The sequence below is a fragment of the Kribbella jiaozuonensis genome (assembly GCF_005233875.1).
GTDB lineage: Bacteria > Actinomycetota > Actinomycetes > Propionibacteriales > Kribbellaceae > Kribbella > Kribbella jiaozuonensis.
In genome coordinates this window covers 371,837-396,503 of the sequence record NZ_SZPZ01000007.1, presented here as the reverse complement: position 1 = coordinate 396,503, position 24,667 = coordinate 371,837, and the positions used below count along the sequence as shown (strand labels likewise).

Here is a 24,667-nt window from a genome sequence, read left to right as displayed (position 1 = left end):
TACGATACGGTCACCGTACTTAGTACGAAAGGCCATCGGCGCTGGGGGCTCCGACATCCAGGACACCAGGGGGAAACACCATGGCCAGCACGACCACGACCACCATGAGAGCGATCGTGCAGGACAGGTACGGCGACGCCGATGTCCTGCAGGTCAGGCAGATCGCCCGTCCCGAACCGGCCGCGACCGACGTGCTCGTCCGCGTGCACGCCGCCGGCCTCGACCGCGGCACCTGGCACGTGATGACGGGTACGCCGTACCTGCTCCGGCTCGCCTTCGGATTCCGCGGCCCGCGCAACCCGGTCCCCGGACGCGATGTGGCCGGCACGGTCGAGGCCGTCGGCTCCGGTGTCACCAAGTTCGCCGTCGGGGACGAGGTGTACGGCGAGGCGCCCGGCTCGTTCGCGGAGTACGCCGTCGCCCGCGAGGACAAGCTCGCCCACAAGCCGGCCAACCTCGCGTTCGAGGAGGCTGCCGTCGTCCCGATCTCGGCGCTCACCGCGCTGGACGCGTTGACCACCGGCCGGGTCGAGGCCGGGCAGCATGTCCTCGTCATCGGTGCATCAGGCGGCGTCGGCAGCTTCGCCGTACAGCTGGCCAAGGCCTTCGGGGCGGAAGTCACCGGCGTCGCCAGCACCTCCAAGCTCGATCTCGTCCGGGCGCTGGGCGCTGATCACGTCATCGACTACACGCGCGACGACTTCGCCGCGAGTGGCGATCGCTACGACCTGATCATCGATATCGCCGGCAACCCCGCGCTCTCCAGGCTCCGGCGCGCGCTGACGCCGACCGGCACGGTTGTCATCACCGGTGGTGAGGACGGCGGCGGCCCGAGCGGCGGGATGAACCGGCAGTTCCGGGCACTGGCCCTGTCGCTGTTCGTACGCCAGCGGCTGACCTTCTTCGTCGGCAACGTGCGCGGCAGCGAACTCGTCCGCCTCACCGCCCTGATCGAGACCGGCAAGGTCACCCCGAGCCTCGACCGCACCTACCCGCTCGACCAGGTCCCCGACGCCATGCGCCACCTGACCACCGGCAAGGCCCGCGGCAAGATCGCGATCACCGGGATGTCCGCATGATCACCGTCGAAGGACTCTCGAAGAAGTACGGCGGCACGCTCGCCGTCGACGACGTCAGCTTCACCGCCGCCGCGGGCCGGGTGACCGGATTCCTCGGCCCGAACGGTGCCGGCAAATCGACCACGATGCGGATCATGGTCGGCCTGACCCGAGCCACCTCCGGAACGGCAACGATCGCGGGACGGAAGTTCTCGGACCTGCCGAACCCGGGACGCGAGGTAGGAGTCCTGCTCGACGCGTCCGCACAACACGCGGGTCGCACCGGCCGCGAGATCCTGACCCTGGCGCAGCGCCTGATGGGCCTGCCGCGTACACGGGTCGAGGAGATGCTGACCACGGTCAGCCTGACCCCGGACGAGGCGTCGCGGCGAGTGGGGGAGTACTCGCTCGGCATGCGTCAACGGCTCGGCATCGCGACCGCGCTGATCGGCGACCCCGACGTACTGATCCTCGACGAGCCCGCGAACGGGCTGGACCCGGCCGGCATCCGCTGGATGCGGGACCTGCTCCGCGGGTACGCCGACCGCGGCGGGACCGTCCTGCTGTCCTCGCATCTGCTGCACGAGATCGAGGTCATCGCCGACGACATCGTGATGATCGGCCACGGCCGGATCGTCTCGCACGGCACCAAGACCGAACTGCTGCACGCCGCCGGCACCATCGTTCGCGCCGTCGATCTGGCCCGCCTCGAGCAGGCTCTGACGGACTGGGGACTGACCGCGAGTGCGACCGGCGACGGCGCGCTGCGGACCGACGCGGACGCCGCACTCGTCGGGACGGTGGCGCTCGAGTCGGGTATCGCGCTGACCGAACTGCGTGCCGCGGAGGGCGCCGGCCTGGAGGAGATGTTCCTCGAGCTCACATCCACGACCCAGCGCGAAGGAGCACCGGCATGACCGCCGTCGCAGTAGAAGCAGTCCGGCCGCGCCGGGCCGTCGTCCCATCGGTCCCGTTGACCCGGATCATCGCGGTCGAGCTCCGCAAGATGTTCGACACCCGATCCGGCTTCTGGCTGATCGCCAGCATCGCGATCACCGCCGTACTCGCGGCCACCGGGGTGATCCTGTTCGCCGAGCCTGCCCAGCTCACGTACTCGACCTTCGCGACCGCGATCCGGTTCCCGGTGGTGATCATCCTGCCGCTGGTCGCGATCCTGGCCGTCACCAGTGAATGGAGCCAGCGCACCGGTCTGACCACGTTCACGCTCGTCCCGCACCGGGGCCGGATCATCACCGCCAAGGCGATCTCGTCGGTCGTCATCGCGATCGCGGCGATGGCGCTGACCTTCGCGGTCGGTGCCCTCGGCAACTTGATCGGCGCGGCCGTCACCGGTGCCGATCTGGTCTGGGACGTGACGATCACCCAATGCCTGTACTACGTCCTCGGCATGGTGCTGAGTCTGCTGGTCGGTTTCATGCTGGGCGTCCTGATCCGGGCCTCGATCGGGGCGGTGGTGGCGTACTTCGTCCTCACCTTCCTGCTGCCGACGGTCTTCAGCCTGCTGGCTGCGGGCTCGCACTGGTTCCACAACCTGCAGCCGTGGGTCGACATCCAGTTCGCCCAGAGCGGCCTGTTCGTCTTCGACAAGTCCCTCACCGGCGAGCAATGGGCGAACATCGGCGTCACGGGAATCGTCTGGCTCGTCATCCCGCTACTCATCGGACTCCGAATGGTCATGCGAGCAGAGGTCAAGTGACAACGAATCGAGAGGGCCGGATGACCGGGCGAACAGTCCTGGTCACCGGCGGCACCGGTGGCATCGGCAAGGCAACCGCCACGGGCCTGGCCATCCTGGGCGCCCGCGTCGCGATCACCGGTCGCGACCGGGCGCGGGCCGAGGCGGCCGCGGCCGAGATCCGTACGAGGTCCGGTGCGCTGGTGGACGTGTTCGTGGCCGACCTGTCGTCCCAGTCGGAGGTTCGCCGCTTGGCCGCCGCCGTACTGGCCGAGCTGCCGCGGATCGACGTACTGGTCAACAACGTCGGCGGGTATTGGGACACAAGGCACCTCACCGCCGACGGCCTCGAGCGGACCTTCGCGCTGAACCACCTCGCGCCGTTCCTGCTCACTCACCTGCTCCTCGACCGGCTCGAGGACAGCGCACCGGCACGTGTGGTCACGGTCTCGTCGAGTGCGCAGGCCTCCGGGCGTATCGACTTCGGCGATCTGCAAGGAGAGCAGTCGTACTCCGGTGCGGCCGCCTACAGCCAGTCCAAGCTCGCCAACCTGCTGTTCAGCTACGAGCTGGCCAGGCGGGTGGGATCCGGCCACATCACGGCGAACGCGCTGCATCCGGGGGTGGTGAGTACGTCGTTCGGGGCCGAGGATCCCAGCGGCGTACAGCGGATGGTGGTCCCGTTCCTGCGGCCGTTCATGAGGTCCGCGGCCAAGGGTGCGATGACTTCGATCCACTTGGCCTCGGCACCTGCGCTCAGCCGGGTGACGGGTGGGTTCTTCACCAACGGCAGGCCCGGCAGGTCCTCGGTACGCAGCTACGACGAGGTGGCCGCGGGGCGGCTCTGGGGGATCAGTGAGGAACTGGTGGCGGGCTGAGGCGCGATAAAGTCCGGTTTCATGGAGGATTCCGAGGCGGGGGCGGATCTGCATCTGGATCTGGCCGCCGCGCGGGGGCGGAACGAGCTGGTGCATGCCTTGCACGAGTCGATCCGGACGGGGCGATTGCCTGCCGGGACGCGGTTGCCGTCGTCGCGGTCGTTGGCGAAGGATCTCGGGATTGCGCGGAACACGGTCGCGGATGCGTACGGGCAGCTGGTGGCCGAGGGGTGGCTGACTGCGCGGCAGGGGTCCGGGACGGTGGTTGCCAACCGGGCCGCCGTACCGTCGATGCCGGCTGTGGTGCTTCCGGAGGAGCGGTCGTATCGGTACGACCTGACGCCGGGGTCTCCGGATGTGGCGACGTTCCCGCGGACGGAGTGGTTGGCGGCGGCACGCAAGGCGTTGACGCTGGCGCCGAACGAGGCGTTCGGGTTGGGCGATCCGCGCGGCCGGATCGAGCTGCGGCGGGAGCTAGCGGACTACCTCGCCCGGGCTCGCGGGGTGCGGGCGGATCCGGAGCGGATCCTGATCTGCTCGGGGTATGTGCAGGCCTTGAGTCTGCTGGGCGAGGCGATCAAGAACCTCGGCGGTACGACGATCGCGGTCGAGGAGTTCGGGTACGGGCTGCATCGGGACGTGATCCGGGCGCGTGGTCTGTCGGCTGTGGCTGTGCCGGTGGACGAGCTCGGTGCGCAGACGTCGCGGCTGACCGGGCAGGGGGTGCTGCTCACGCCTGCACACCAGATGCCGACGGGCGTGCCGCTCGCGCCGGAGCGTCGTACCGCTGCTGTCGAGTGGGCGCGGGAGAGCGGCGCGGTGCTGATCGAGGACGACTACGACGGCGAGTTCCGGTACGACCGGCAGTCGGTGGGGGCGCTGCAGGCGCTCGATCCGGAGCGGGTCGTCTACACGGGTACGGCGAGCAAGAGTCTCGCGCCCGGCCTGCGACTGGCGTGGATGGTGCTGCCGCAACGCCTGATCGAACCGGTGGTCGCCGCGAAGCGCACAGCGGATTACCAGACCGCGACGCTCGACCAGTTGATCCTCGCCGAATTCATTGCCTCCGGCCACTACGACCGCCACGTACGCCGTTCCCGCCTGCACTACCGCCGCCGCCGCGACCGCCTGGTCGAACTCCTGGCCGTCCGCGCCCCCAACGTCCAGGTAGCCGGCATCTCCGCCGGCCTGCACGTCCTCCTCGACGTACCGGGCGACGCCGAGGACATCGTCACCCGAGCCGCCCGCCAAGGCCTCGGCCTGGCCAACCTCTCCACGTACCACTTCAACCCAACCCCAGCCACCCGCCAAGCAGTCATCGTCGGCTACGGCACCCCACCCGACCACGCCTACCCCGGAGCCCTAGACCTCCTCTGCCAGGTACTTGGCGTGTAGCTCCCGGATGTCGTTCGGACCGACCCGGCAGCAACCGCCGATGTAGGTCGCCCCGGCTGCCGCCCAGTCGAAGGCGAAGGTCGCTGGGCCTGTGCCATTGCCGACCCAGCGTTTGGTGTTGGCATCCCAGGACTCACCGCGGTTGGGGTAGGCAACTGCTGGCTTCCCGGTGACGGCTACCGCGGCCTCGACGGCGGATAGTACGTCTTCCGGCCGGCAACAGTTGATGCCTACGGCAACCACCTGGTCGATCGCCGCGATGGCGAAGGCATCCCGCAGCGGTTGGCCGGCACGGGTATGCGAGCCGTCGATCGAGTACGAGAACCACGCCGGAAAGTCCAGCTCGGCCAACAGCTCCACCAGCACCTCGGCTTCCTGAGCGTCGGGGATGGTTTCGATGGCGAGCAGGTCAGGGCCGGCGTTCATCAGCAGTTCGAGGCGTGGCCCGTGAAAGTCGCGCAGGACGGCGGAGGTCACGCCATACCGACCGCGGTACTCCGAGCCATCCGCCAGCATCGCGCCGTACGGGCCGACGGACGCGGCGACCAGTCGCCCGGGGAACTCGTCGCGCACCTCCTGCGCGATCCGCACGCTGCTCGCGATCAGCCGCTCCGCCTCGGCCCGCCCGACGCCGGCCCGCTCGAACCCGACCACGCTCGCCTGGTAGCTCGCCGTCGTCGCGACCATCGCGCCTGCTTCGTAGTACGCACGATGAACCGCCGCGATCTCCGCCGGATCGTCCCGCAACAACCGCGCCGACCACAGCGCGTCGGACAGGTCGTGACCGCGGTCCTCGAGAGCGTTCGAGAGACCACCGTCGAGGATGACCAAACCGTCAGAGGCCTTGGACAAGTTCCAAGACCTCGTCCGCGCAGCCCCACGACAGTGTGACGCCCGACCCGCCGTGCCCGTAGCAGTGGATCACCGGCTCGCCGGTCCGCGTACGCACGAGCTCGCACCGGATCGTCGGCCGCGCCGGCCGCAGGCCGACCCGCTGCCGGATGATCTTCGCCTTGCGGAGTTGGGGAACGAGCTCCGCCGCCCGCTCGAGGATCGCCGAGCTGGTCGAAGGATCAACAGCCAGGTTCCAGTCGCCCGGCTGACTCGTGCCGCCGACGACCACGTCTTTTTCCCGCGGGACCACGTACGTCAGCTCAGACGGCGACCGATCCGCAAGCAGCCACTCGGTCAGACCGCACGGCTCGACCGTCATCACCTGACCACGGACCGGCGTCACCGTCGGATCACTCGCGGTCAGTCGCGCCCCGAGCCCTGTGCAGTTCACGACCAGATCCGCCCCGGTCGGCAACGCGGACAACGCCGCCCGCGTCAATGTCCCGCCGGCTTGCTCGAGCCGCTTCACCAACGCAGGCAGGTACGTCGGCATGTCGATCACCGGCGCCGTGAACGACCATCCGTCCACGAACCCCTCCGGCGGCGACCCGAGCCGCGTCAGATCAGGCAGTACGTCGGCCCACCGCGGATCCGGCGTACGTTCGGTCAGGAACTCCCGCCCGTGCCGCAGCTGCACCGACGGCTCGATCTCCGCCAGCTTCGCGAACTCCTCGTACGACGCCCGCGACCAGCCGGCCACCCGATCCTCCGGCGCCGACAGGTACGGGTACCAGATCGCGGCCGCGACGGACGACGTCGTCTCCAACGGCAGGTCCCGGGCGAACACGGCCACGTCGTACCCGCCCTCGGCGAGCCGGACGGCACAGCTCAGCCCGATCACGCCCGCACCGACCACGATCACGCGCATTCACACAGTGTTACCCAAGCACCGTGATCACGCCAGCGTGCTAGAGCTTGACCGCCAGCGAGTAGAACCGGGTGATCTGGGTGGCGCCGTTGTTGTCGTCGGACATCAGGTACAGCTGCCGCCGCCCGCCGGGCAGGTTTCCACCCAGACCAAGCGCTTCGACGTTGTCCAGCAGCGGGTTCGGCTGCGGCTGCTTGGCGACCGCGCCCGACGGCGGGCAGTTCACCAGGTCGAACAGCAGCTTCTTCTGCAGGAAGACCTTCTCCGGCGCGTCGGCCAGGGACGCCACCTTGGTCACATCCGACGCCCGCCGCAGCGACACGGTGAACACGCGGATCGTGTTCCCGACGCCCGCGGTGAACGTCCGCTCCATCGACACCAGCTCGGTCGGGCTCACCCATGCAAGCTCGACCAGCGCGAGGCCCGGGTCCGGCTTGTACGCGTACTGCGCGATCGGCCGGTACTGGTGGCCCGGCAGACCGAAGTACCGAATGATCCGGTTCCGGGTGCGGTTGTTGGCGTCCGTGCCGTCCGACGCCAGCGGGCCTTCCATGCCGGCGAACAACGACAGCCCGTCACGGCTGACCGCCAGCGACTCGAACGTCGCGTTGCTGGTCGCCTCGCCGGCCGGCGCGACCTGGAACCGGCTCGGGACCGGCAGCGACGCGATCTCCTTGCCGTCCGACAGCCGGAAGCGGCGGATCGACGGCTCACGCTCCGAGGTCGCGAGGATGGTGCGGTTGCCCCGCTCGACGACGAGCCCTTCACCGTCGAAGTCGCCACCGTTGTACGGCGTACCGTCCGGGCGGGTGAGGATCGTCATCCCGTCGACGCGGACCGAGGTCGGCTTGCTGTTGACCTTGAGGTCGAACACGCGGGCCGGCGTGGTCCCGACGTTGTCGACCAGCGCAAGAGCGCTGTGCGGGCCGGTGACGTTGAGTGCCGACAGGCCGGCGACCGGCTGTCCGTCGAATGTCGTCTTGTCCAGCGCGTCGCTGAAGCCGAGGAAGTTGGCGTCCGGCGAGCAGGCGCCGCCGCTGCTGCCGTTGCCGTGGCTGTGCTTGTCAGCTGTGGCGGACGCGGTCAGCGTCGTAGTGAGAGCGGTCAGGACAACTGCTGCGGCAAGCGGCTTCTGCCAACGCATGCGGGCTCCTCGGTCGAGACGACAGCTGCGATCAAAACCTATCCTGCGCAACAGCAGTTGAACGCCTGGTTACTCGCTCACACCGCGGCTCAGCAGCACGGTCGCGATGAAGGTCCGGTACAGCTCCAGCGGATCATCGTTGCGCAGAGCAACGACCTTGTCCTCGCGGCGTTCGACGTTCCGCAGCGCACACGCCAGCTCGGCGAACGCGCGACTGTGGAACCGGACGGTCAGCTCGGCCGGCAGCGTGATGCTCGGCGGCCTGATGTCGCTCAACCGCGCGAGCGCGCGCCGGGCGCCGTCGTGGATCAGCTCGCGGGCCCGTTCCGGATGTACGGAGAGCGCGGCGTTGTGCGAGACCGAGTCCTTGACGACGATCGACTCGATGTCCGGGCAGAACGGCTGCGCCTCGTCGATCGTCACCCGGTCGCCCGAGATCAGTACGACGGGAACGCCGTACGCGAGCGCCACCAGCGCGTTGATCCCGGCCTCACCGGTGATCGTGCCGTTCAGACGTACTTCGGCGACCGCGCGCGGGTTGTACGTGTGGTGCAGTACGGACCCTGTCGACCCGGCCGACCCGTGGTACGAGACGAAGAACGCCGCGTCGTACGAGTCGTCGAGGCCCTCCATCATGTAGAGCGGCTTGTGCTTGCCGGACAGGTAGCTCGCGCGACCGTGCAGCGCGTCGGGACGCAGGTTCTGCATGGTCGAGTGCGAGTCGTTGACGAGGAACTCGGTGCCGCCGGCAGCCAGCGCGCCGTCGATCGCGGCGTTCACCTCGGCCTGCAGTTGATCTCGGTAGTACTCGTACTCCGGACCGGGTCCGCGACACTGACTCCAGTCGACGACGCCCGCCGTACCTTCCATGTCCGTTGACAAGAAGACCCTCATCTAGCGCACCATACAGGGCCGTTTCGGGTCGAAGGTCCAGTCCTTGATGAGGTACTGCATGGCGATCGCGTCGTCACGGGCGCCGAGTCCGTGCTCCAGGTAGAGCTCGTGTGCCGCGTCCACTGCGTCGCGGTCGAGCTCGACGCCCAGGCCGGGACGCGTGGGTACGGCGATCTCGCCGTCGACGATCTGCAACGGCTCCTTCGTGAGGGCCTGGCCGTCCTGCCAGATCCAGTGCGTGTCGAGCGCAGTGATGTCGCCGGGCGCGGCCGCGCCGACCTGCGTGAACATCGCGAGCGAGATGTCGAAGTGGTTGTTCGAGTGCGAACCCCAGGTCAGCCCGAAGTCGTTGCAGAGCTGCGCGACCCGCACCGATCCGGCCATCGTCCAGAAGTGCGGGTCGGCCAGCGGGATGTCGACGGCGTCCATCCGGATCGCGTGCGCGAGTTCCCGCCAGTCGGTCGCGATCATGTTGGTCGCGGTGCGGAGTCCGGTATACCGCTTGAATTCGGCCATCGTCTCCCGGCCGGAGAACCCGGGCTCGGCGCCGCACGGGTCCTCGACATATGCGAGTACGTCGTCCAGTCCCGAGCAGACCGCGATGGCTTCGCGGACCGACCAGGCGCCGTTCGGATCAACGGTGATGCGCGCCGTCGGGAAACGTTCATGCAGCGCGCGGACCGCGTCGATCTCCACCTGCGCGTCGAACACGCCGCCCTTCAGCTTGAAGTCGGCAAACCCGTACCGCTCCTGAGCAGCCTCCGCCAAAGCAACAACCGCCTCCGCCGTCAACGCCGCCCGCCGCCGCAGTTCCTCCCACTTGCCGCCACCGTCATCGGTTCGGTAGGGCAGGTCTGTCTGCGCTATATCCCCGACGTAGAACAGATAACCCAGCACTGGGACTGCGGTGCGTTGTTGCCCGTCCCCGAGCAGTTCGGCGACTGGTATACCAAGGTGCTGGCCAAGCAGATCCAGCAACGCGGACTCGAGCCCTGTCACCGCGTGCACGGTCGTGCGGAGGTCGAAGGTTTGCAGCCCGCGCCCACCGCTGTCCCGTCCCGCGAACGTCGTGGAGACCTCGCGGAGCAGACTCCGATGCCGGCTGAGCTGTTGTCCGACGAGAAGCGGCGCGGCCTCGCGGATGGTGTCGGCGATCTTCTCGCCGCCCGGCACCTCGCCGAGCCCGGTGTTACCCGAGCTGTCGGTCACGATCACGATGTTGCGAGTGAAGAACGGGCCATGCGCACCGCTCAGATTGAGCAGCATGCTGTCATACCCGGCGACGGGCACGACCTCGACAGACGCAACGGTCGGTGTCATTTGACCTTCCCGATCAAGCCGATCAACTTGGTCAGCTGCGCCAGTTCGTCATCGGTCAGGTCCTGCAGCGGCGGTCGCACCGGGCCCGCCGACCGGCCGATCGCGTTCACTCCGGCCTTCACGATCGAAACGGCATACCCCTTCATCCGGTCCCGGATGTCCAGGTACGGCAGCACGAACTGGTTCAGCTTTTGGTATACCGAAGTCCGGTCCTGCGCGACGACGTCCGCATAGAAGCCGAGCGCGAACTCCGGCACGAAGTTGAAGATCGCCGACGAGTACGTGCTGTACCCGAGCTGCAGCAGCGGCAGCGCGAACGTCTCGGCCGTCGGCAGCCCGCCGATGTACGTGAGCCGCTCACCCACCCGCGCGTACGTCCGCGTCATCATCTCGATGTTGCCGACCCCGTCCTTGAGACAGACCAGGTTCGGATTCCGCTCCACGAGCTCGGCGACCGAGACGTCGTTGAGGATCGCGTTCGCCCGGCTGTACACGGTCACGCCGAGGTTCGTGCTTTGGCATACCGCCGTCACGTGCTCGATCAGACCGTGCTGTCCCGCTTCGGTCAGGTACGGCGGCAGCAGCAAGATCCCGTCCGCTCCAGCAGCCTCGGCCGCCTGCGCTCCCGCGATCGCGGTCGCCGTACCGCCGGTGGCCGGCGCAATCACCGGGACCCGTCCGTTCACCTCCGAGACAGCTGTCCGTACGACGGTGTCGCTCTCGGCCGTGGTCAGCGAGAAGCCCTCGCCGGTACCGCCCGCGGCGAAGAGGCCCGCGACGTCGTACTGGCTGAGCCACGACAGGTGCTCGCGGTAGGCGGCGGCGTTGAAGCTCAGATCCGGGTGGAAATGCGTGACGGGGAACGAGAGCAAGCCGGTCTTCAGCTGCGCTGCGAGCTCGGTGGGGGAGTAGTGGGTCACGCTGGTCAGCGTAGGAAGGCTGGTGGATACCTGTCCAAGATCGATTTTGGATCTAGCGATGCTCTGGAAGCATCGTGAGCACCCGTCGCAGGACCGGACTGGTCGCGTCCCGCCGCCAGATCGCGTGCAACTCGACCGGGTCGCCGGCGTCCTCGAGGTCGCAGTACGCGACGCCCTCCACGCCGAGGCTGCGGGCTGACGCCGGGACGAGGGCGACGCCGCGTCCGGCCGCGACGAGCAGGATCACCGTCAGGATCTGCTGCACTCGTTGCTCGATCCGTGGGTGCGACTCGGCGAGGAACCGCACGGTCAGTTCGTGGAAGTAGCGCGCCTGCGTCGGCGAGTAGCTGATCACCTGCTCACCGGCGAAGTCGGCCGCGGTCAACGGCCGGCCGAGCGCCGCCAGCCGATGGTTGCCGGGGACAACAGCACACAACGGCTCGCGGTATACCACCCGCGACTCCAGTACGTCGGTGTCGAATGGCGGCCGCCCGAGGCCGAGATCGAGCTCGCCACGCAGCAGGGCGTCGAGCTGAGCAGGCGTGACCCGCTCGTGCAGGATCACGTCGACGTCCGGCAGTTCCTCCGACAGCCGACGCAGTAGCGGACCGAGAGTGCGAATCGCCGAGGTCGCGGTGAACCCGAGCCGCAGTGTCCCGGCCGCGCCCCGGTCGACCCGACGCGCCAGATCACCCGCGGTCTCAACCAGCGCCAGCAACAGCCGAGCCTCAACCAGAAACGCCCGCCCCGCCTCGGTCAGCTCGACCTTGCGGTTGTCCCGTTCAAGCAGCCGCACCCTGACGGCCCGCTCGAGCTTCTGCACCTGCCGACTCAGCGGCGGCTGAGTCATATTCAACCGCTCCGCCGCCCGCCCAAAGTGCAACTCCTCAGCAACGGCGACAAAAGCACTCAACTGATCGAGCGAAAACATGATTCCCAAAAGGTATCACTCGACGCAGTATCCGCCTTGATCGCGCATGATCACTGCCCGTTGGTGAGGCGGTGGCGGGTGTTTGAGAGGTGGATGCGGGTTGCTGCGCGGGCTGCTTCGGGGTCGGAGCGGGTGATGGCGGCGTAGATGTTCTCGTGTTCGAGGACGACGCGGGTGAGATGGGTCGCGTCGGACATCTCGTACGCCGGGTCGAGTCGGGTTCGCGGCAGCATGATCATCATCGGGCCGAGGTCAGCGATCAGGTCGGAGTAGAACCGGTTGCCTGAGGCAACCGCAACCTTCAGGTGGAACGCGAAGTCGGCCTCCACCGATCGGGCCGGATCGTCGCCGATCAGCCGGTAGTCGTCCAGCGCCCGCTCGATCCCTTTCAGTTGGTATACCGTCCGTCGGCCTGCCGCCAGCGCGGCCGCCTCGCTCTCCACACCGATCCGGAAGTCCATCAGCTCCAGCACGTCCCGATGCGATCGCACCTCGCGCAACCCCGACGTACGCTCCGGAACCTCGAGCACGAACGAACCGCGCCCCTGGAACGTCTCCACCAGCCCGGCCGCCTGCAGCCTGGAGACCGCTTCGCGCACCACCGTCCGGCTCACGCCGAACTCCTCCACCAGACCGTTCTCACCCGGCAACTTCTCGCCGGGCCTGATCTCGCCGCTCAGAATCCGTTGCTTCAGCTCCTCGACGATTTGGTATGCCAAACCGCTCATCGGAACTCACAGCCGTCGACCGTCCACCGCGCACACTGCTCGCTGGTAGTGAAGCCGAGCCCCGGCCGGTCCGGCACGAGCATCCGGCCGTCGATCGTCTCCAGACGCTCGTTGAACAAGGGATTCAGCCACTCGAAGTGCTCGACCCAGGGCTCGCGCGGGTAGGCGGCCGCGAGATGCAGGTGGATCTCCATCGCGAAGTGCGGCGCCAGCTGAAGACCGTTGTGGTCGGCAAGCGTCGCGAGCTTGAGGAACGGCGTGATACCGCCGATCCGCGGTGCGTCCGGCTGGATGATGTCGGCGGCCCGCGCCTCGATCAGCCGGACGTGTTCGCCGACGCTCGACAGCATCTCGCCGGTCGCGATCGGAGTGTCCAGCGCCGCGGCCAGCTCCGCGTGACCGACGGCGTCGTACGCGTCGAGCGGCTCCTCGATCCAGACCAGGTCGAACTGCTCGAGCACGCGGCCGAAGCGCAGCGCGGTCGGGCGGTCCCACTGCTGGTTCGCGTCGACCATCAGCGGTACGTCGTCGCCGAGGTGCTCGCGGACGGCGCGGACCCGTTCGAGGTCGATCCGGGTGTCGGGCTGGCCGACCTTGATCTTGATCCCGCCGATGCCGTCGGCAAGCGATTTCGAGGCGCGCTCCTTGACCTCCTCGATCGGCGCGTGCAGGAAGCCGCCGGACGTGTTGTACGCACGGACCGAGTTGCGATGCGCGCCGAGCAGCTTGGCCAGCGGGAGGCCGGCCCGCTTCGCCTTCAGGTCCCAGAGTGCGATGTCGATCGCCGCGATCGCCTGCGTCGCGACGCCGGATCGGCCGACCGATGCGCCGGCCCAGAGCAGCTTGTCGTACACCTTCGCGATGTCGGACGGATCCTCGCCGATCAACCCCGCCGCGATCTCCTTGGCATGCGCGTACTGCGCCGGACCGCCGGCGCGCTTGGAGTAGCTGAACCCGATTCCGTGCTGCTCCTGCTCGGTCGCGATCTCCGCGAACAGGAACACGATCTCGGTCATCGGCCGCTGCCGCCCGGTCAGCACCTTCGCGTCGCTGATTGGCTGATCCAGCGGAAGAACAACGGACGAGAGTTTCACCTGGCGGATGCGATCCATGGCCAGTGATCGTACAAGTCATCAACTTGTCCGACAAGAGCACGATTGACGCCGCCGTAACACCAGGTGACTCGCACGGAAACACGCGTCGGCCAGGCTGCTCCTTCGCCGACAGCGTCGTCGCGTGACCACATCTGCCTGGGGAAGGAAATCGCGATGGATGTGTCGGAGTCGGAACTCCTGCGGACGTTCACGTCGATCGACAAGGACGACAACGGCCGCATCTGGGCCTGGGAGCTGCTCGCGAAGCTGGGACAGGCGGGGATCCAGCCGGACGACGCGCGCGTCCGCGCAGCGCTGGCCGATGTCCGCGATGCTGACGGTCGGCCGGGAATCCGGGTCGACATCCAGCCGGTCGAGATCGACTTCCGGCAGTACGCCGGGATCGCGCAGCACGGCGACGGGATCGTGCATCGAGCGTTGGCCGGCGAGCTTGCGGTCTCGCCGGACGAGTTCCAGGAGTACGCGCGGAGCATCGAGGCGATGTACGCCGACCTGCTGCCGAACCGGGACGGGAATGTCGCCGACTACATCCCGACGTTGCGGGACGCGGACCCGGAGCGGTTCGGGATCGCGATCTGTACGGCGGACGGGCAGCTGTTCTCGATCGGTGATGCCGAGCAGGGGTTCAGCGTGCAGTCGACGTCGAAGCCGTTCAACTACGCGATGGCGCTCTCGCAGTTGGGGCCGACCGAAGTACATCAGTGGGTCGGTCAGGAGCAGAGCGGCGGGACGTTCAACGACTACCGGTTGTCGCTCGGCGAGGGACGGCGGCCGCACAACCCGATGATCAATGCGGGCGCGATGGCGACGCTCGCGTTGGTTGATCATGGCAAGCAGACGAGCGACCGGTTCCGGACCGTGCGCGAGACGTGGACGGCGATGATGGGGCGGCCGCCGGGATTCGACCAGGAGACGTACCTGGCGGAGAAGGCGACCGGTGACGGGAACCGTGGGTTGGCGAGTCTGATGAAGGCGGCCGACATGTTGAAGGCCGAGCCGGGTGAGGACGGCGCGGCCCGGACGGCCGACTTCTATTTCCAGATCTGTTCGCTCGAGGTCGATGCGCAGGGGTTGGCTGCGGCGGGTGCGACGCTCGCGAACGGGGGAGTCTCGCCGTACTCCGGTGAGCAGGTGTTCTCGCGGGAGACCGCCGGGCGGGTGCTGTCGGTGATGGGGCACAGCGGGATGTACAACGACTCGGGGAAGTTCTCGGATCAGGTCGGGTTGCCGGCGAAGAGCGGTGTGTCCGGCAACGTGATGATGGTCGTGCCGTCGAAGCGGTTGGCGGTGGTGACGTTCTCGCCGAGGTTGGACGCGGCCGGCAACTCGGTCCGCGGCGTCGAGGTGTGCAAGCGGTTCGTGAACGAGTTCGGCCTGCACCCGTACCGCGGCCTGGACACCGAGCGCACGCGCGTCGCCAGCACCTTCAACGAAGCAGACCGCCGAGCCGAAGCAGCAAGCGCCGCCGACCGCGCGCTGGGTGGCCTGGCCAGGCCTGGAACCGGAGGAACGGTCCAGAGCGCCGACACCGAGCGAGCCGGCACGGCGTCGACCCGCCGCGCAGCACAATCAACCCAGCACCTCTGACACAGGTTCTGCAGAACAGCAGCGGCCCCCGTCACGCTCAGCGTGACGGGGGCCGCAAACGTGCAACTGCTACTCGACGGTGACGGACTTGGCCAGGTTGCGGGGCTTGTCCACGTCGTGGCCGAGGGCGACGGCCGCGTAGTACGCGATGATCTGCAGCGGGATCGTCAGCAGGATCGGGTCGAGCTCGGCCTCGTTCTTCGGTACGACGATCTTCGCCGCGACCCCGTCCGGCACCTCGACGCCCGGGTGCGTGACGACGTACAGCGGACCCGACCGCGCGCCGATCTCGTGCAGCGCGCCAATGTTCCGGTCCAGCAGCTCGTCGTCCGGGACGATCGCGACGCTCGGCACATCCGGCGAGATCAGCGCCAGCGGACCATGCTTCAGCTCAGACGTCTGATACGCCTCCGCATGCCGGTACGAGATCTCCTTCAGCTTCTGCGCACCCTCACGCGCGACCGGGTACCCGCGGGTCCGGCCAACGAAGAAGAGCGACTCGTGCTTCGCGAGCCGCCCCGCGATCTTCGCCAGCTCCTCCTCCTGCGCGACGATCGCGGCGATGTCCTCGGGCAGCTTCTTCAGGCCGTCGATCAGCCGGCGACCGTCGGCGGGGGAGACGTCCCGGATCCGGCCGAGGTGGATGCCGAGCATCGCGAACCCGACCGCCATGTTCGTCAACGCCTTCGTCGACGCGACCGAAACCTCCGGGCCGGCGTGCAGGTACACACCGCCGTCGACCTCGCGGGCGATGCTCGAACCGACCGCGTTCACCAGGCCGATCACGCGACCGCCCTTGCGCTTCAGCTCCTGCACCGCGACCAGCGTGTCCAGCGTTTCACCGGACTGCGACACCGCGACGTACAACGTGTCCCGCTCGACGACCGGGTTGCGGTACCGGAACTCCGACGCGGGCTCGGCGTCGGCGGGGATCCGCGCGACCTCCTCGATGAACTGCGCGCCCATCTGACCCGCGTAGTACGCCGAACCGCAGCCTAGGATCTTGACCCGCTTGATCTCGCGCGCCTCGCGGGCGTCCATGTTCAGACCGCCGAGGTGCACGGTGTGGAAGCGTTCGTCCAGGCGGCCGCGGATGACCCGGCCGACCGCGTCCGGCTGCTCGTGGATCTCCTTCATCATGAAGTGCTCGTGCAGGCCGCGCTCGAACTCCTCGGCCTCCCACTCGACCGTCTTCGCGGTCTTCGTGGTCGGCGACGCGTCCTGCGTGAAGGTGCGGTACCCGTCGGCGCGCACGGTGGCCAGCTCGCCGTCGTCCAAGTACACGACCTGGCGGGTGTAGCGGATCAGCGCGGCCGCGTCGGAGGCGACGTGCATCTCGCCGTCGCCGATGCCGAGGATCAGCGGGCTGCCGTTGCGGGCGACCACGATCCGGTCCGGGAAGTCGAGGTCGATGACGGCGATGCCGTACGTGCCCTCGATCCGGCGCAGCGCGGCCATCACCTTCTCCTCGAGGGTGGCGCCGTCGGACTGCTCGATCAGGTGCGCGAGCACCTCGGTGTCGGTCTCGGAGCGCAGCTTGACGCCGGCGTCCTCGAGCTGGGTGCGCAGCGCGCCGGCGTTGTCGAAGATGCCGTTGTGTACGACGGCGATCCGCTCGTTGCCGCTGGCGTGCGGGTGCGCGTTGTCCTTGCTGGGCCCGCCGTGCGTGGCCCACCGGGTGTGGCCGATACCGAGCTTGCCGCCGAACCGCTTGGGCAGCGACGCCTCCAGCTCACGGACCCGGCCGGCGTCCTTGTGCACCTTCAGCTCGCTGGAGCCCAGTACGGCGACACCCGCCGAGTCGTAGCCCCGGTACTCGAGCCGGGCCAGTCCGTCCACCAGGATGGGCGCGGCCGGCTTGGTGCCGACGTACCCGACGATTCCGCACATGTAGTGGGTGCCTTTCGTATGGGTTCGGTCCCGCGTCAGCCGTAGACGATCCGTCGCAGCTGGCGGGCAGAGAGTTCGGGTGAGCGGACCGGCCAGTGCCGGAGCTCGCTGCCGAGGCGGGCGAAGATCTCGTCGTTGCGGGCGCCGTAGGTCTGCAACTCACGGTGCCGGCGCCGGACGTACTCCTCTGTCGTCTCGGTGAAATAGGCCAGTACGTCGGCGACCACGCGCCGCGCGACATCCGCCGACAGTCCGGTCGTCCGGCTGACCTGATCGGCCAACTCGTCGACCGGCTCCACAGCCGCCGCCTCACTGATCACCCGTCAACCATGCAGTCTTTCCAGGGTCAGCGCAAAGCTTCTGCCCGAAATCGGGCAAATTCTCTGATTTGTCAGGATCTAGAACAGCCGGAGCACGTCGGATTCCATCCCGCGGAGGGCGTCGTAGTCGACGGTGACGCATTCGAGGCCGCGGTCGGTGGCGAGGAACTGGGCCTGGGGTTTGATCAGCTGGGCGGCGAAGATGCCGCGGACCGGGGCGAGGAGCGGGTCGCGGTTGAGGAGTTCGACGTACCGGGTGAGCTGCTCGACGCCGTCGATCTCGCCGCGGCGTTTGATCTCGACCGCGACGTGCTTGCCGTCGGCGTCGCGGCAGAGCAGGTCGACCGGGCCGATCGCGGTCGGGTACTCGCGGCGTACCAGCGTCCAGCCCTCGCCGAAGGTCTGGACGTGCTCGGCGAGCAGCTCCTGCAGGTGCGCCTCGACGCCGTCCTTGATCAGGCCGGGATCGGTGCCCAGCTCGTACGACGTGTCGCTGTGCACCTCCTCGAGCGTGATCCGGAGCTCCTCACCAGCCTTGTTGGTGACGCTCCAGACCCCCTCTTCCTCGGTCAGCTTGCACGGCGGCGACATCCAGTTCAGCGGTTTGTACGACCCGCCGTCGGCGTGGATCAGCACAGATCCGTCCGCCTTCACCATCAGCAGCCGCGGCGCCATCGGCAGATGAGCCGTCAGCCGCCCCGAGTAGTCGACAGAACAAGTAGCAATCACCAAGCGCACGAGAAAGCACCGTAGTGCACCGGCCGTCCGGAGTGGGAGGGTGGATGCGTGAACCTCATGTGTCCCGCCCGGATTCTGCTGCTGCCTGGTGATGTGCAGGAGGCGGCGGTGGGGGAGCGGGTTGTTCAGGTGTACGCCGGGACGTTCGAGGCGGCTGCCGGGTCGCGGCTGGCGGAGCGTCTTGGGGTTCGGCTGACCGTCGTACCGGAGTTGACGCAGCGGCCGGACCAGGAGCTGCAGTCGATCGCGGACCTGCATCGCGGCGAGACGGTCGTCGTACTCGGTGTGGATCTCGGCCTCAAGCTTCCGGCGACGGTCGAGCACAACGGCGACGGGTGGACGCGGGTCGCGACCGACAACGAGGTGACTTTGTCGGCGTACGAGCAGGCGGCGGAGAAGTTCCGCGCCTCGATCCCGACGGAGCCCAACAACACGCTGATCGATCTGCTCGCCGAGCTGATCCAGCCGGGTGGGCGGGTGCTGGAGATCGGCAGTGGGACCGGACGGGATGCGCTCGAGCTGGAACGCCGCGGCTTCGTCGTACGCCGAACCGACGCCACGCAGGCGTTCATCGACATGATCCGGGCCGACGGGTACGCCGTCGACCGGTTGAACGCGCTGACCGACGACTTCGGCGGACCGTACGAGGCGGTGTTCGCGGACGCGGTGTTCCTGCACTTCGACCGCCCCGACCTGGCCCAGGTCCTGAAGAAAGCGGCGCGATCGGCTCCGGTACTGGCGTTCTCGACGCGTGAAGGCAAAGGCGAGGAGTGGTCCGATCGCAACCTGGATCTGCCGCGACATTTCGTCCACTGGCAGGAGGATGCGCTGCGTGAGCTACTGACGAGCACCGGCTGGCAGGTACAGCGGTTGGAACGCGGCGAGGGCAAGCTCGGGATGTGGTTCCACGTGCTGGCGACGCGCGCATGATCCGGGCCGGCGTCGTACTGCTCACCGACGACGGGATCGCCGCGATCGAGCGCGTCCGGGACGGGATGACGTACTACGTTCTGCCCGGCGGCCAGGTCGAAGAAGGCGAGAGCCCGGCCGAGACTGCGCGGCGGGAGATCTACGAAGAGCTCGGGCTGCTGGTCAAGATCCGCAGCGTCGTCGCGGTCGTGCACTTCGGCGACAGCACGCAGCACTACTTCTGCGCGGACGTCATCGGCGGCGAGTTCGGCACCGGCGAAGGCCCGGAGCTGGCGAGCCCGGCCGAGTCGGAGCGCGGGAGCTACCGAGCCGTCTGGCTGCCGCTGCCCGAGCTGTCCGGGCGGGATCTGCGGCCGCGGCCGATCGCGGCGGCACTCGTGGCGGCCCCGGATCCGCAGTGGTTGCTGGACGGCTGGATGGAGACACCGGTCGTGTACGACGAGAACGTGTGAGCTTGGCCTCGCCGGTGATGCAACTCATGGGCGGACCACTGGCCGGACTGGCATAGTGCAGAGCATGGCTCGGGAATTGACGACAGTGGGTGTGGTGGGTCTCGGCACGATGGGCGCCGGGATCGCCGAGGTGTTCGCGCGGAACGGGCTGACGGTGGTCGGCGTCGAGCGTGACGAGGAGGCCGCCGAGCGCGGCCGCGGCCACATCCAGCACTCGACCGACCGGGCCGTGAAGCGCGGCAAGCTGTCCGTCGAGGACCAGCAGGCGCTGTTCGACCGGGTCACGTTCGCCACCACGATGGAGGCGCTGGCCGAGTGCGATCTGGTGATCGAGGCCGTCGTCGAGCGGCTCGAACTGAAGCGCGAGATCTTCGCCGCGCTGGACAAGATCGTCGGCGAGGACGCGATCCTGGCGACCAACACCTCGTCGTTGTCGGTGACCGAGATCTCCGTCGCCACCCAGCGCCCGCGCCGCGTCGTCGGCATGCACTTCTTCAACCCGGCGCCGGTTCAGGAGTTCGTCGAGGTGATCAAGACCGTCGTCACCGAGCCGGACGTGGTCGACGACGTACAGGCGCTCGCTCGCCGCCTCGACAAGGTCCCGGTGGTCGCGGCCGACCGGGCCGGCTTCATCGCCAACGCGCTGCTGTTCGGGTACCTGAACCACGCGGTCTCGATGGTCGAATCCCGCTACGCCACCCGTGAGGACGTCGACGCGGCGATGCGGCTCGGCTGCGGATACCCGATGGGTCCGCTGGCGCTGCTCGACCTGATCGGGCTCGACACGGCGTACGAGATCCTCGACACGATGTACAAGCAGGGCCGCAACCGGCTGCACGCGCCGGCGCCGATCCTCAAGCAGATGGTCACCGCCGGACTGCTCGGCCGGAAGACCGGGCGCGGCTTCTACACCTACGAAGGCCCGGACTCGCCGGTCGTCGTCGACGACGAACACACCCCGTCGACCGCCGGCGGCGCGCCGGATATCCGCGCGATCAAGCAGGTCGGCGTGGTCGGCTCCGGCACGATGGCGGTCGGCATCGTCGAGGTCGCGGCCAAGGCCGGGTACGACGTGCTGTACGTCGCCCGCGGTACCGAGAAGGTCGACCGGGTCCGCGCCGCGCTCGAACGCTCGCTGGAGAAGGGCGTCCAGCGCGGCAAGCTCTCCTCGGAGGAACGCGACGCCGCGCTGCGCCGGGTCACCGGTACGGCGAAGCTCGACGACCTCGCGTCCGTCGACCTGGTGATCGAGGCCGTGGTCGAGGAGCTGACCGTCAAGCAGGCGTTGTTCGAGACGTTCGACGAGATCTGCAAGCCGGGCGCGATCCTGGCGACCACGACGTCCTCGCTGCCGGTGATCGACCTCGCGATGGCGACCAAGCGGCCGTCCGACGTGGTCGGTCTGCACTTCTTCAACCCCGCGCCGGTGATGCAGCTGGTCGAGGTCGTCAGCACGGTCAGCACCGCTCCCGAGGTCGCCGACACGGTGGCCGCCGTGGCCGTTGCCGCAGGCAAGCACCCGGTGCGCTGCGGCGACCGGGCCGGCTTCATCGTCAACGCGCTGCTGTTCCCGTACCTGAACGACGCGGTCCGGATGCTCGAGGCGCACTACGCCGGTGTCGACGACATCGACGCCGCGATGAAGCTCGGCTGCCGCCTCCCGATGGGCCCGTTCGCCCTCCTCGACGTGGTCGGCCTGGACGTCGCCCTCGCGATCCAGCGCACCCTGTACCTGGAGTTCCGCGAGCCCGGCTTCGCCCCGGCCCCACTCCTCGAACACCTGGTCACCGCCGGCTACCTCGGCCGCAAGACCGGCCGAGGCTTCCGCGACTACGCGAGCTGATCCGCTTGTAGCCTGGGCCCATGCGGCCGACCGACCTCGAGCTGACACCGCGCGAGGTCGCTGCGCTGATCGCGTTCCGCAAGGCCCAGATCACCCCGCCGGTGCCGCCGGGCCGACCGGCCGGGGGTCCGGCCGACGGTGATCCTGATCGGCGGTACGCCGGGCACGGGCAAGACCACTCTGCAATGGCAGATCCAGCAGTCGCTCGGCGCCGACTCGCTCGCCGTCTACGACTTCGACGACGACTCCGCGGCCCATCCCCGGTTCGACCGGATCATGCGGACGCTGGGGCTGCGGGGTCATCAGGCAGTGACCGAACAGCTGCCGCGGAACCTGAGGTTCCAGCTGCTCGAGCATCTCCGGCGCGGTGATCCGCAGTACGACATCCTCGCCAGCGCGCCGCTGCACCGCGACATTCTCGTGCGGGGATGGGTGGACGACTTCCGGTCGGCGAAGTACCGGATCGTCGTCGCCTACGCGGTGACGCACCCGGCCAACAGCATGCTCGGCCGGGCCGAGCGGTTCCAGCGGGCGTACGACGACACCGGGATCGGCCGGTGGGTGGATCCGGCCGTGGCACGTCGTCCGGACGGCCTGATCCCGGACACGGCTCACTTCCTCGAATCCACGGCGTACGCCGACGATCTGTACATCGTCGACCGGAACGGCTTCTTCCTGTACGAGAACCACCGCGACCAGGACGGCCGGATGCCGGGCCCATGGGAGGCCAGGAAGGCGATCCTCGACGAGTTCGGCCGCCCGCCGACGCCGGCCGAGTACGAGCGGTTCGTCGCGACCGCCGTACCGCTGCTGGACCGTCGTGGCGAACTCCTGCGACCTGTCGCGGAGGAGGTCCAGCGTGCGTGGGAGCTGCACGAGCTGCGTCCGCCGCCTGTGCCGGACGCCCGCGGGTCTTTGGTACGCCTCGATCAGGGGCTGGCCGAGCTGCACCGGGTGACCGGGGCCGGGATAGCTTCGGCACGGACCATCGGTTCACCCAGGGCGGATCAGGCGGACCGGACCGGCTCGACCCGCGAGCCGATGGGCCGGCCGTCGCCGGACCGGACGCCGGATCGCTGACCGGCTAGCGTTGGCTCGCACACTGCACGGGAGGATCCGACCATGCCGGACGGCGAGGAGCCGAGGAAGCACATCACCGAGGCGCTCGGTGGTCGGTACGTCGCGCCGTCGGACGAGGAGCGCGTGGAGCGGGAGCGCGTGCGGAACCTGATCCAGGCGGTGCTGTCGTGCTACCGCGCTCTGGTCAGCCAGGAGGCCGACGAGACCCGCCGAGCCGAACTCCAGGCCGAAGAAGCGTTGTACACCGAGGAGTCCCGCCGGCAGATCTCGATGTCGGCCGCAGAGCGGCAGGAGGTCCTGCGCACCTATCCGGAGCTCCTGGCTCGCCTCCGCGCCGATCTGAGCTGACGGTTTACGGCTCGGCCTGGGCGTAGTCGCCGCAGGGGCCGCCGCCGATGGCTTCGGGGAGTACGGTTTCGCGGCGGTCGAGTTTGACGAGTGGGTTGTAGAAGGCGGCGATCTCGACGCTGTCCTCCGGGATGTAGTGAAAGATCAGCGAACGCCGGAAGCGGTCGTCGGTACCGTTCGGACGCGATCCGTGCACCACGCTGCCGTGGAAGAACAGCACGTCGCCGGCCTTCATCTTGGTCTGCACCTTGCTGAGACCGTCCGGGATCGGGACCTCGACGGTGGTGAACGACTCGGTGAGGTCGGCAGGCTCCGGGCAGACCAGCTCGGTCTTGTGTGAGCCCGGCACGACGGCGAGCCCGCCGTTCTCCTCGTCGACGTCGTCGACCGCGATCCACGCGGCGAGACACGTCTCCGGATCGGCGCGCAGGAACGTGTTGTCCTGGTGCAGCGCCTGCCCGCGGGCGCCGGGCGGCTTGAAGTAGAACATCGATTGCGCGCCCAGCGCGGGACCGATCAGCGCCTGGACGACATCGAGGATCCGGCTGTCCAGCATCAGCTCCAGTGAGAGCCGGCCCGCCTCGACGTCGGTACGCCGGTGCGGATGCACGAACCGCGGGTACTTCGCCAGCGGGTCGTCCTCGGGTACGCCGTCGTCGATCGCGAGCGAATGATCGACGGCGACCTGCTCCATGAACACGGTCTTGATCCGCTCGACCTCAGCGGTGTCGAACAACTGGGGAACCTGGACGATGCCGTCCCGCTGGTAGATGTCCACGACTGTCATAGCTCTAGAGTGCGACGGCGAGCGCTTGCCAGCGATACGCTATCGAGCTGTGAACCTTCGAGATCCTGCTGACTCGCCGATCCCGCTCGTGCGCCGGGTGGCGACCGGTGAGTTCGAGGAAGGCCCTGACTACGCGACGTACCGGCGGCGCGGTACGACGGATTGGCTGCTGGTGCAGACCCTCGACGGCCAGGGACGATTCGGTCATGTCGCCGCGGTGCCGGGCAGCGTCACGCTGGTCCGGCCCGGCACGCTGCACGACTACGCCACGGTCGGTGATCGCTGGCATTTCCTGTATGCGCACATGAACCCGAAGCCCGATTGGCTCCCGCTGCTCGACTGGCCGGAAGTTGCTCCTGGCATCGTTCAGCTCCAGCCGGCCGGCCCGACCTTCGACCGGATCGCCGACCATCTTCGCGACGCCGTACGCCATCAACGCAGCGTGCTCCCGCAGTCCGAGCAGCTGAGTGCGAACTCGCTGGAGGCCGCGCTGCTGTGGTGCGACACGCAGAACCCGAAGGCCGTCCAGATCGACGATCGCCTGCTCCGCGCGATCGAGCTGATCGACCAGGACCTGACCGCCAACCTCGACATCCCGCGGCTGGCACGGGCGGTGAACCTGTCGGTATCCCGCTTCGCCCACCTGTTCCGGGACCAACTCGGCGTCAGCCCGCAACAGTTCGTCGAACGCCGCCGCCTCGACGCCGCGGCCCGCCTCCTCGAACTCACTGGCCGCTCGGTCGCGTCGGTCGCGGCCGAGGTCGGTTACGCGGACCCGCTCTACTTCTCGACACGCTTCCGTCTACACACTGGATCGAGCCCCACGGCCTACCGGAAGAGGTCTTAGTCTT

The 24,667-nt window shown here is 68.4% G+C and carries 24 protein-coding genes and 1 pseudogene; 12 read left to right on the top strand and 13 right to left on the bottom strand.

What is annotated here, in order from left to right; all coding sequences use genetic code 11:
- Positions 1–80: 80 nt before the first annotated feature.
- From FDA38_RS40395 to pdxR, 5 genes are read left to right on the top strand one after another with little or no spacing between them, the layout of a single operon-like run.
- Entirely contained in the window at positions 81–1,079 is a 999-nt protein-coding gene (locus FDA38_RS40395) for an NAD(P)-dependent alcohol dehydrogenase (RefSeq protein WP_233715215.1), read from the top strand.
- Positions 1,076–1,975 (top strand): ABC transporter ATP-binding protein, encoded by a 900-nt coding sequence (locus FDA38_RS40390; RefSeq protein ID WP_137259467.1) that lies wholly within the window; start codon positions 1,076–1,078, stop codon positions 1,973–1,975. Before FDA38_RS40395 ends, FDA38_RS40390 begins: the two co-directional genes overlap by 4 nt.
- Positions 1,972–2,775, top strand: coding sequence for an ABC-2 transporter permease (locus FDA38_RS40385; RefSeq protein ID WP_137259466.1), 804 nt, complete (start codon positions 1,972–1,974; stop codon positions 2,773–2,775). Before FDA38_RS40390 ends, FDA38_RS40385 begins: the two co-directional genes overlap by 4 nt.
- Positions 2,772–3,632 (top strand): SDR family oxidoreductase, encoded by an 861-nt coding sequence (locus FDA38_RS40380; RefSeq protein ID WP_202878052.1) that lies wholly within the window; start codon positions 2,772–2,774, stop codon positions 3,630–3,632. The genes FDA38_RS40385 and FDA38_RS40380 overlap by 4 nt, the downstream gene beginning before the upstream one ends.
- 21 nt (positions 3,633–3,653) lie before the next feature.
- Entirely contained in the window at positions 3,654–5,027 is a 1,374-nt protein-coding gene (gene pdxR / locus FDA38_RS40375) for a MocR-like pyridoxine biosynthesis transcription factor PdxR (protein ID WP_137259465.1), read from the top strand.
- On the opposite strand, the gene mmuM is transcribed toward pdxR, so the two are convergent.
- From mmuM to FDA38_RS40330, 9 genes are all read right to left on the bottom strand, one after another.
- The gene (mmuM, locus tag FDA38_RS40370; RefSeq protein WP_233715214.1) at positions 4,995–5,879 is read right to left on the bottom strand and encodes a homocysteine S-methyltransferase; all 885 of its coding nucleotides are present in this window, start codon (positions 5,877–5,879) and stop codon (positions 4,995–4,997) included. The genes pdxR and mmuM overlap by 33 nt on opposite strands.
- Entirely contained in the window at positions 5,863–6,789 is a 927-nt protein-coding gene (locus tag FDA38_RS40365; protein ID WP_137259464.1) for an FAD-dependent oxidoreductase, read from the bottom strand. The genes mmuM and FDA38_RS40365 overlap by 17 nt, the downstream gene beginning before the upstream one ends.
- A gap of 40 nt (positions 6,790–6,829) precedes the next feature.
- Complete coding sequence (locus FDA38_RS40360) at positions 6,830–7,933, bottom strand: esterase-like activity of phytase family protein (protein WP_137259463.1); 1,104 nt, start codon at positions 7,931–7,933, stop codon at positions 6,830–6,832.
- A 69-nt stretch (positions 7,934–8,002) separates the two neighbouring features.
- The gene (locus FDA38_RS40355) at positions 8,003–8,827 is read right to left on the bottom strand and encodes a M55 family metallopeptidase (protein WP_137259462.1); all 825 of its coding nucleotides are present in this window, start codon (positions 8,825–8,827) and stop codon (positions 8,003–8,005) included.
- Positions 8,828–10,147 (bottom strand): enolase C-terminal domain-like protein, encoded by a 1,320-nt coding sequence (locus tag FDA38_RS40350; RefSeq protein ID WP_137259461.1) that lies wholly within the window; start codon positions 10,145–10,147, stop codon positions 8,828–8,830.
- Positions 10,144–11,067 (bottom strand): 5-dehydro-4-deoxyglucarate dehydratase, encoded by a 924-nt coding sequence (gene kdgD, locus FDA38_RS40345; protein WP_137259460.1) that lies wholly within the window; start codon positions 11,065–11,067, stop codon positions 10,144–10,146. The genes FDA38_RS40350 and kdgD overlap by 4 nt, the downstream gene beginning before the upstream one ends.
- 52 nt (positions 11,068–11,119) lie before the next feature.
- Positions 11,120–11,998, bottom strand: coding sequence for a LysR family transcriptional regulator (locus tag FDA38_RS40340; protein ID WP_137259459.1), 879 nt, complete (start codon positions 11,996–11,998; stop codon positions 11,120–11,122).
- A gap of 50 nt (positions 11,999–12,048) precedes the next feature.
- Complete coding sequence (locus tag FDA38_RS40335; RefSeq protein WP_137259458.1) at positions 12,049–12,726, bottom strand: FadR/GntR family transcriptional regulator; 678 nt, start codon at positions 12,724–12,726, stop codon at positions 12,049–12,051.
- On the bottom strand, positions 12,723–13,838 hold the full coding sequence (locus FDA38_RS40330; protein WP_137259457.1) for an L-talarate/galactarate dehydratase: 1,116 nt from the start codon (positions 13,836–13,838) through the stop codon (positions 12,723–12,725). Before FDA38_RS40330 ends, FDA38_RS40335 begins: the two co-directional genes overlap by 4 nt.
- Positions 13,839–13,994: 156 nt before the next feature.
- On the opposite strand from FDA38_RS40330, the gene glsA reads away from it, so the two are divergent.
- On the top strand, positions 13,995–15,428 hold the full coding sequence (gene glsA, locus FDA38_RS40325; RefSeq protein WP_137259456.1) for a glutaminase A: 1,434 nt from the start codon (positions 13,995–13,997) through the stop codon (positions 15,426–15,428).
- 69 nt (positions 15,429–15,497) lie between these two features.
- Here the strand turns inward: glsA and glmS are convergent, their stop codons facing one another.
- The 3 genes from glmS to nucS form a co-directional block, all read right to left on the bottom strand.
- A complete protein-coding gene (gene glmS, locus FDA38_RS40320) occupies positions 15,498–17,318 on the bottom strand; it encodes a glutamine--fructose-6-phosphate transaminase (isomerizing) (protein WP_137259455.1) in 1,821 nt (606 codons plus the stop codon).
- Between the two features lie 35 nt (positions 17,319–17,353).
- Positions 17,354–17,638, bottom strand: a complete 285-nt coding sequence (locus tag FDA38_RS40315) for a hypothetical protein (RefSeq protein ID WP_233715213.1) — start codon at positions 17,636–17,638, stop codon at positions 17,354–17,356.
- A gap of 78 nt (positions 17,639–17,716) precedes the next feature.
- Entirely contained in the window at positions 17,717–18,376 is a 660-nt protein-coding gene (gene nucS / locus FDA38_RS40310; RefSeq protein ID WP_130448766.1) for an endonuclease NucS, read from the bottom strand.
- A gap of 57 nt (positions 18,377–18,433) precedes the next feature.
- Here nucS and FDA38_RS40305 point away from each other — a divergent pair, with 57 nt between their 5' ends.
- From FDA38_RS40305 to FDA38_RS40285, 5 genes and pseudogenes are all read left to right on the top strand, one after another.
- Entirely contained in the window at positions 18,434–19,306 is an 873-nt protein-coding gene (locus FDA38_RS40305) for a class I SAM-dependent methyltransferase (RefSeq protein ID WP_233715233.1), read from the top strand.
- Positions 19,276–19,758 (top strand): NUDIX hydrolase, encoded by a 483-nt coding sequence (locus tag FDA38_RS40300; RefSeq protein ID WP_137259453.1) that lies wholly within the window; start codon positions 19,276–19,278, stop codon positions 19,756–19,758. Before FDA38_RS40305 ends, FDA38_RS40300 begins: the two co-directional genes overlap by 31 nt.
- Before the next feature lie 64 nt (positions 19,759–19,822).
- Positions 19,823–21,601 carry a 3-hydroxyacyl-CoA dehydrogenase family protein gene (locus FDA38_RS40295; protein ID WP_137259452.1) on the top strand — a complete coding sequence of 593 codons (1,779 nt, stop codon included), beginning with the start codon at positions 19,823–19,825 and terminating at the stop codon, positions 21,599–21,601.
- A 135-nt stretch (positions 21,602–21,736) separates the two neighbouring features.
- A pseudogene (locus tag FDA38_RS40290) lies at positions 21,737–22,681 on the top strand (zeta toxin family protein); the annotation flags it as partial.
- Between the two features lie 42 nt (positions 22,682–22,723).
- Positions 22,724–23,029 carry a hypothetical protein gene (locus FDA38_RS40285; RefSeq protein ID WP_137259450.1) on the top strand — a complete coding sequence of 102 codons (306 nt, stop codon included), beginning with the start codon at positions 22,724–22,726 and terminating at the stop codon, positions 23,027–23,029.
- 4 nt (positions 23,030–23,033) lie between these two features.
- On the opposite strand, the gene FDA38_RS40280 is transcribed toward FDA38_RS40285, so the two are convergent.
- The gene (locus tag FDA38_RS40280) at positions 23,034–23,816 is read right to left on the bottom strand and encodes a phytanoyl-CoA dioxygenase family protein (protein ID WP_137259449.1); all 783 of its coding nucleotides are present in this window, start codon (positions 23,814–23,816) and stop codon (positions 23,034–23,036) included.
- A 49-nt stretch (positions 23,817–23,865) separates the two neighbouring features.
- On the opposite strand from FDA38_RS40280, the gene FDA38_RS40275 reads away from it, so the two are divergent.
- Complete coding sequence (locus FDA38_RS40275; RefSeq protein ID WP_233715212.1) at positions 23,866–24,663, top strand: helix-turn-helix domain-containing protein; 798 nt, start codon at positions 23,866–23,868, stop codon at positions 24,661–24,663.
- Positions 24,664–24,667: the final 4 nt, after the last annotated feature.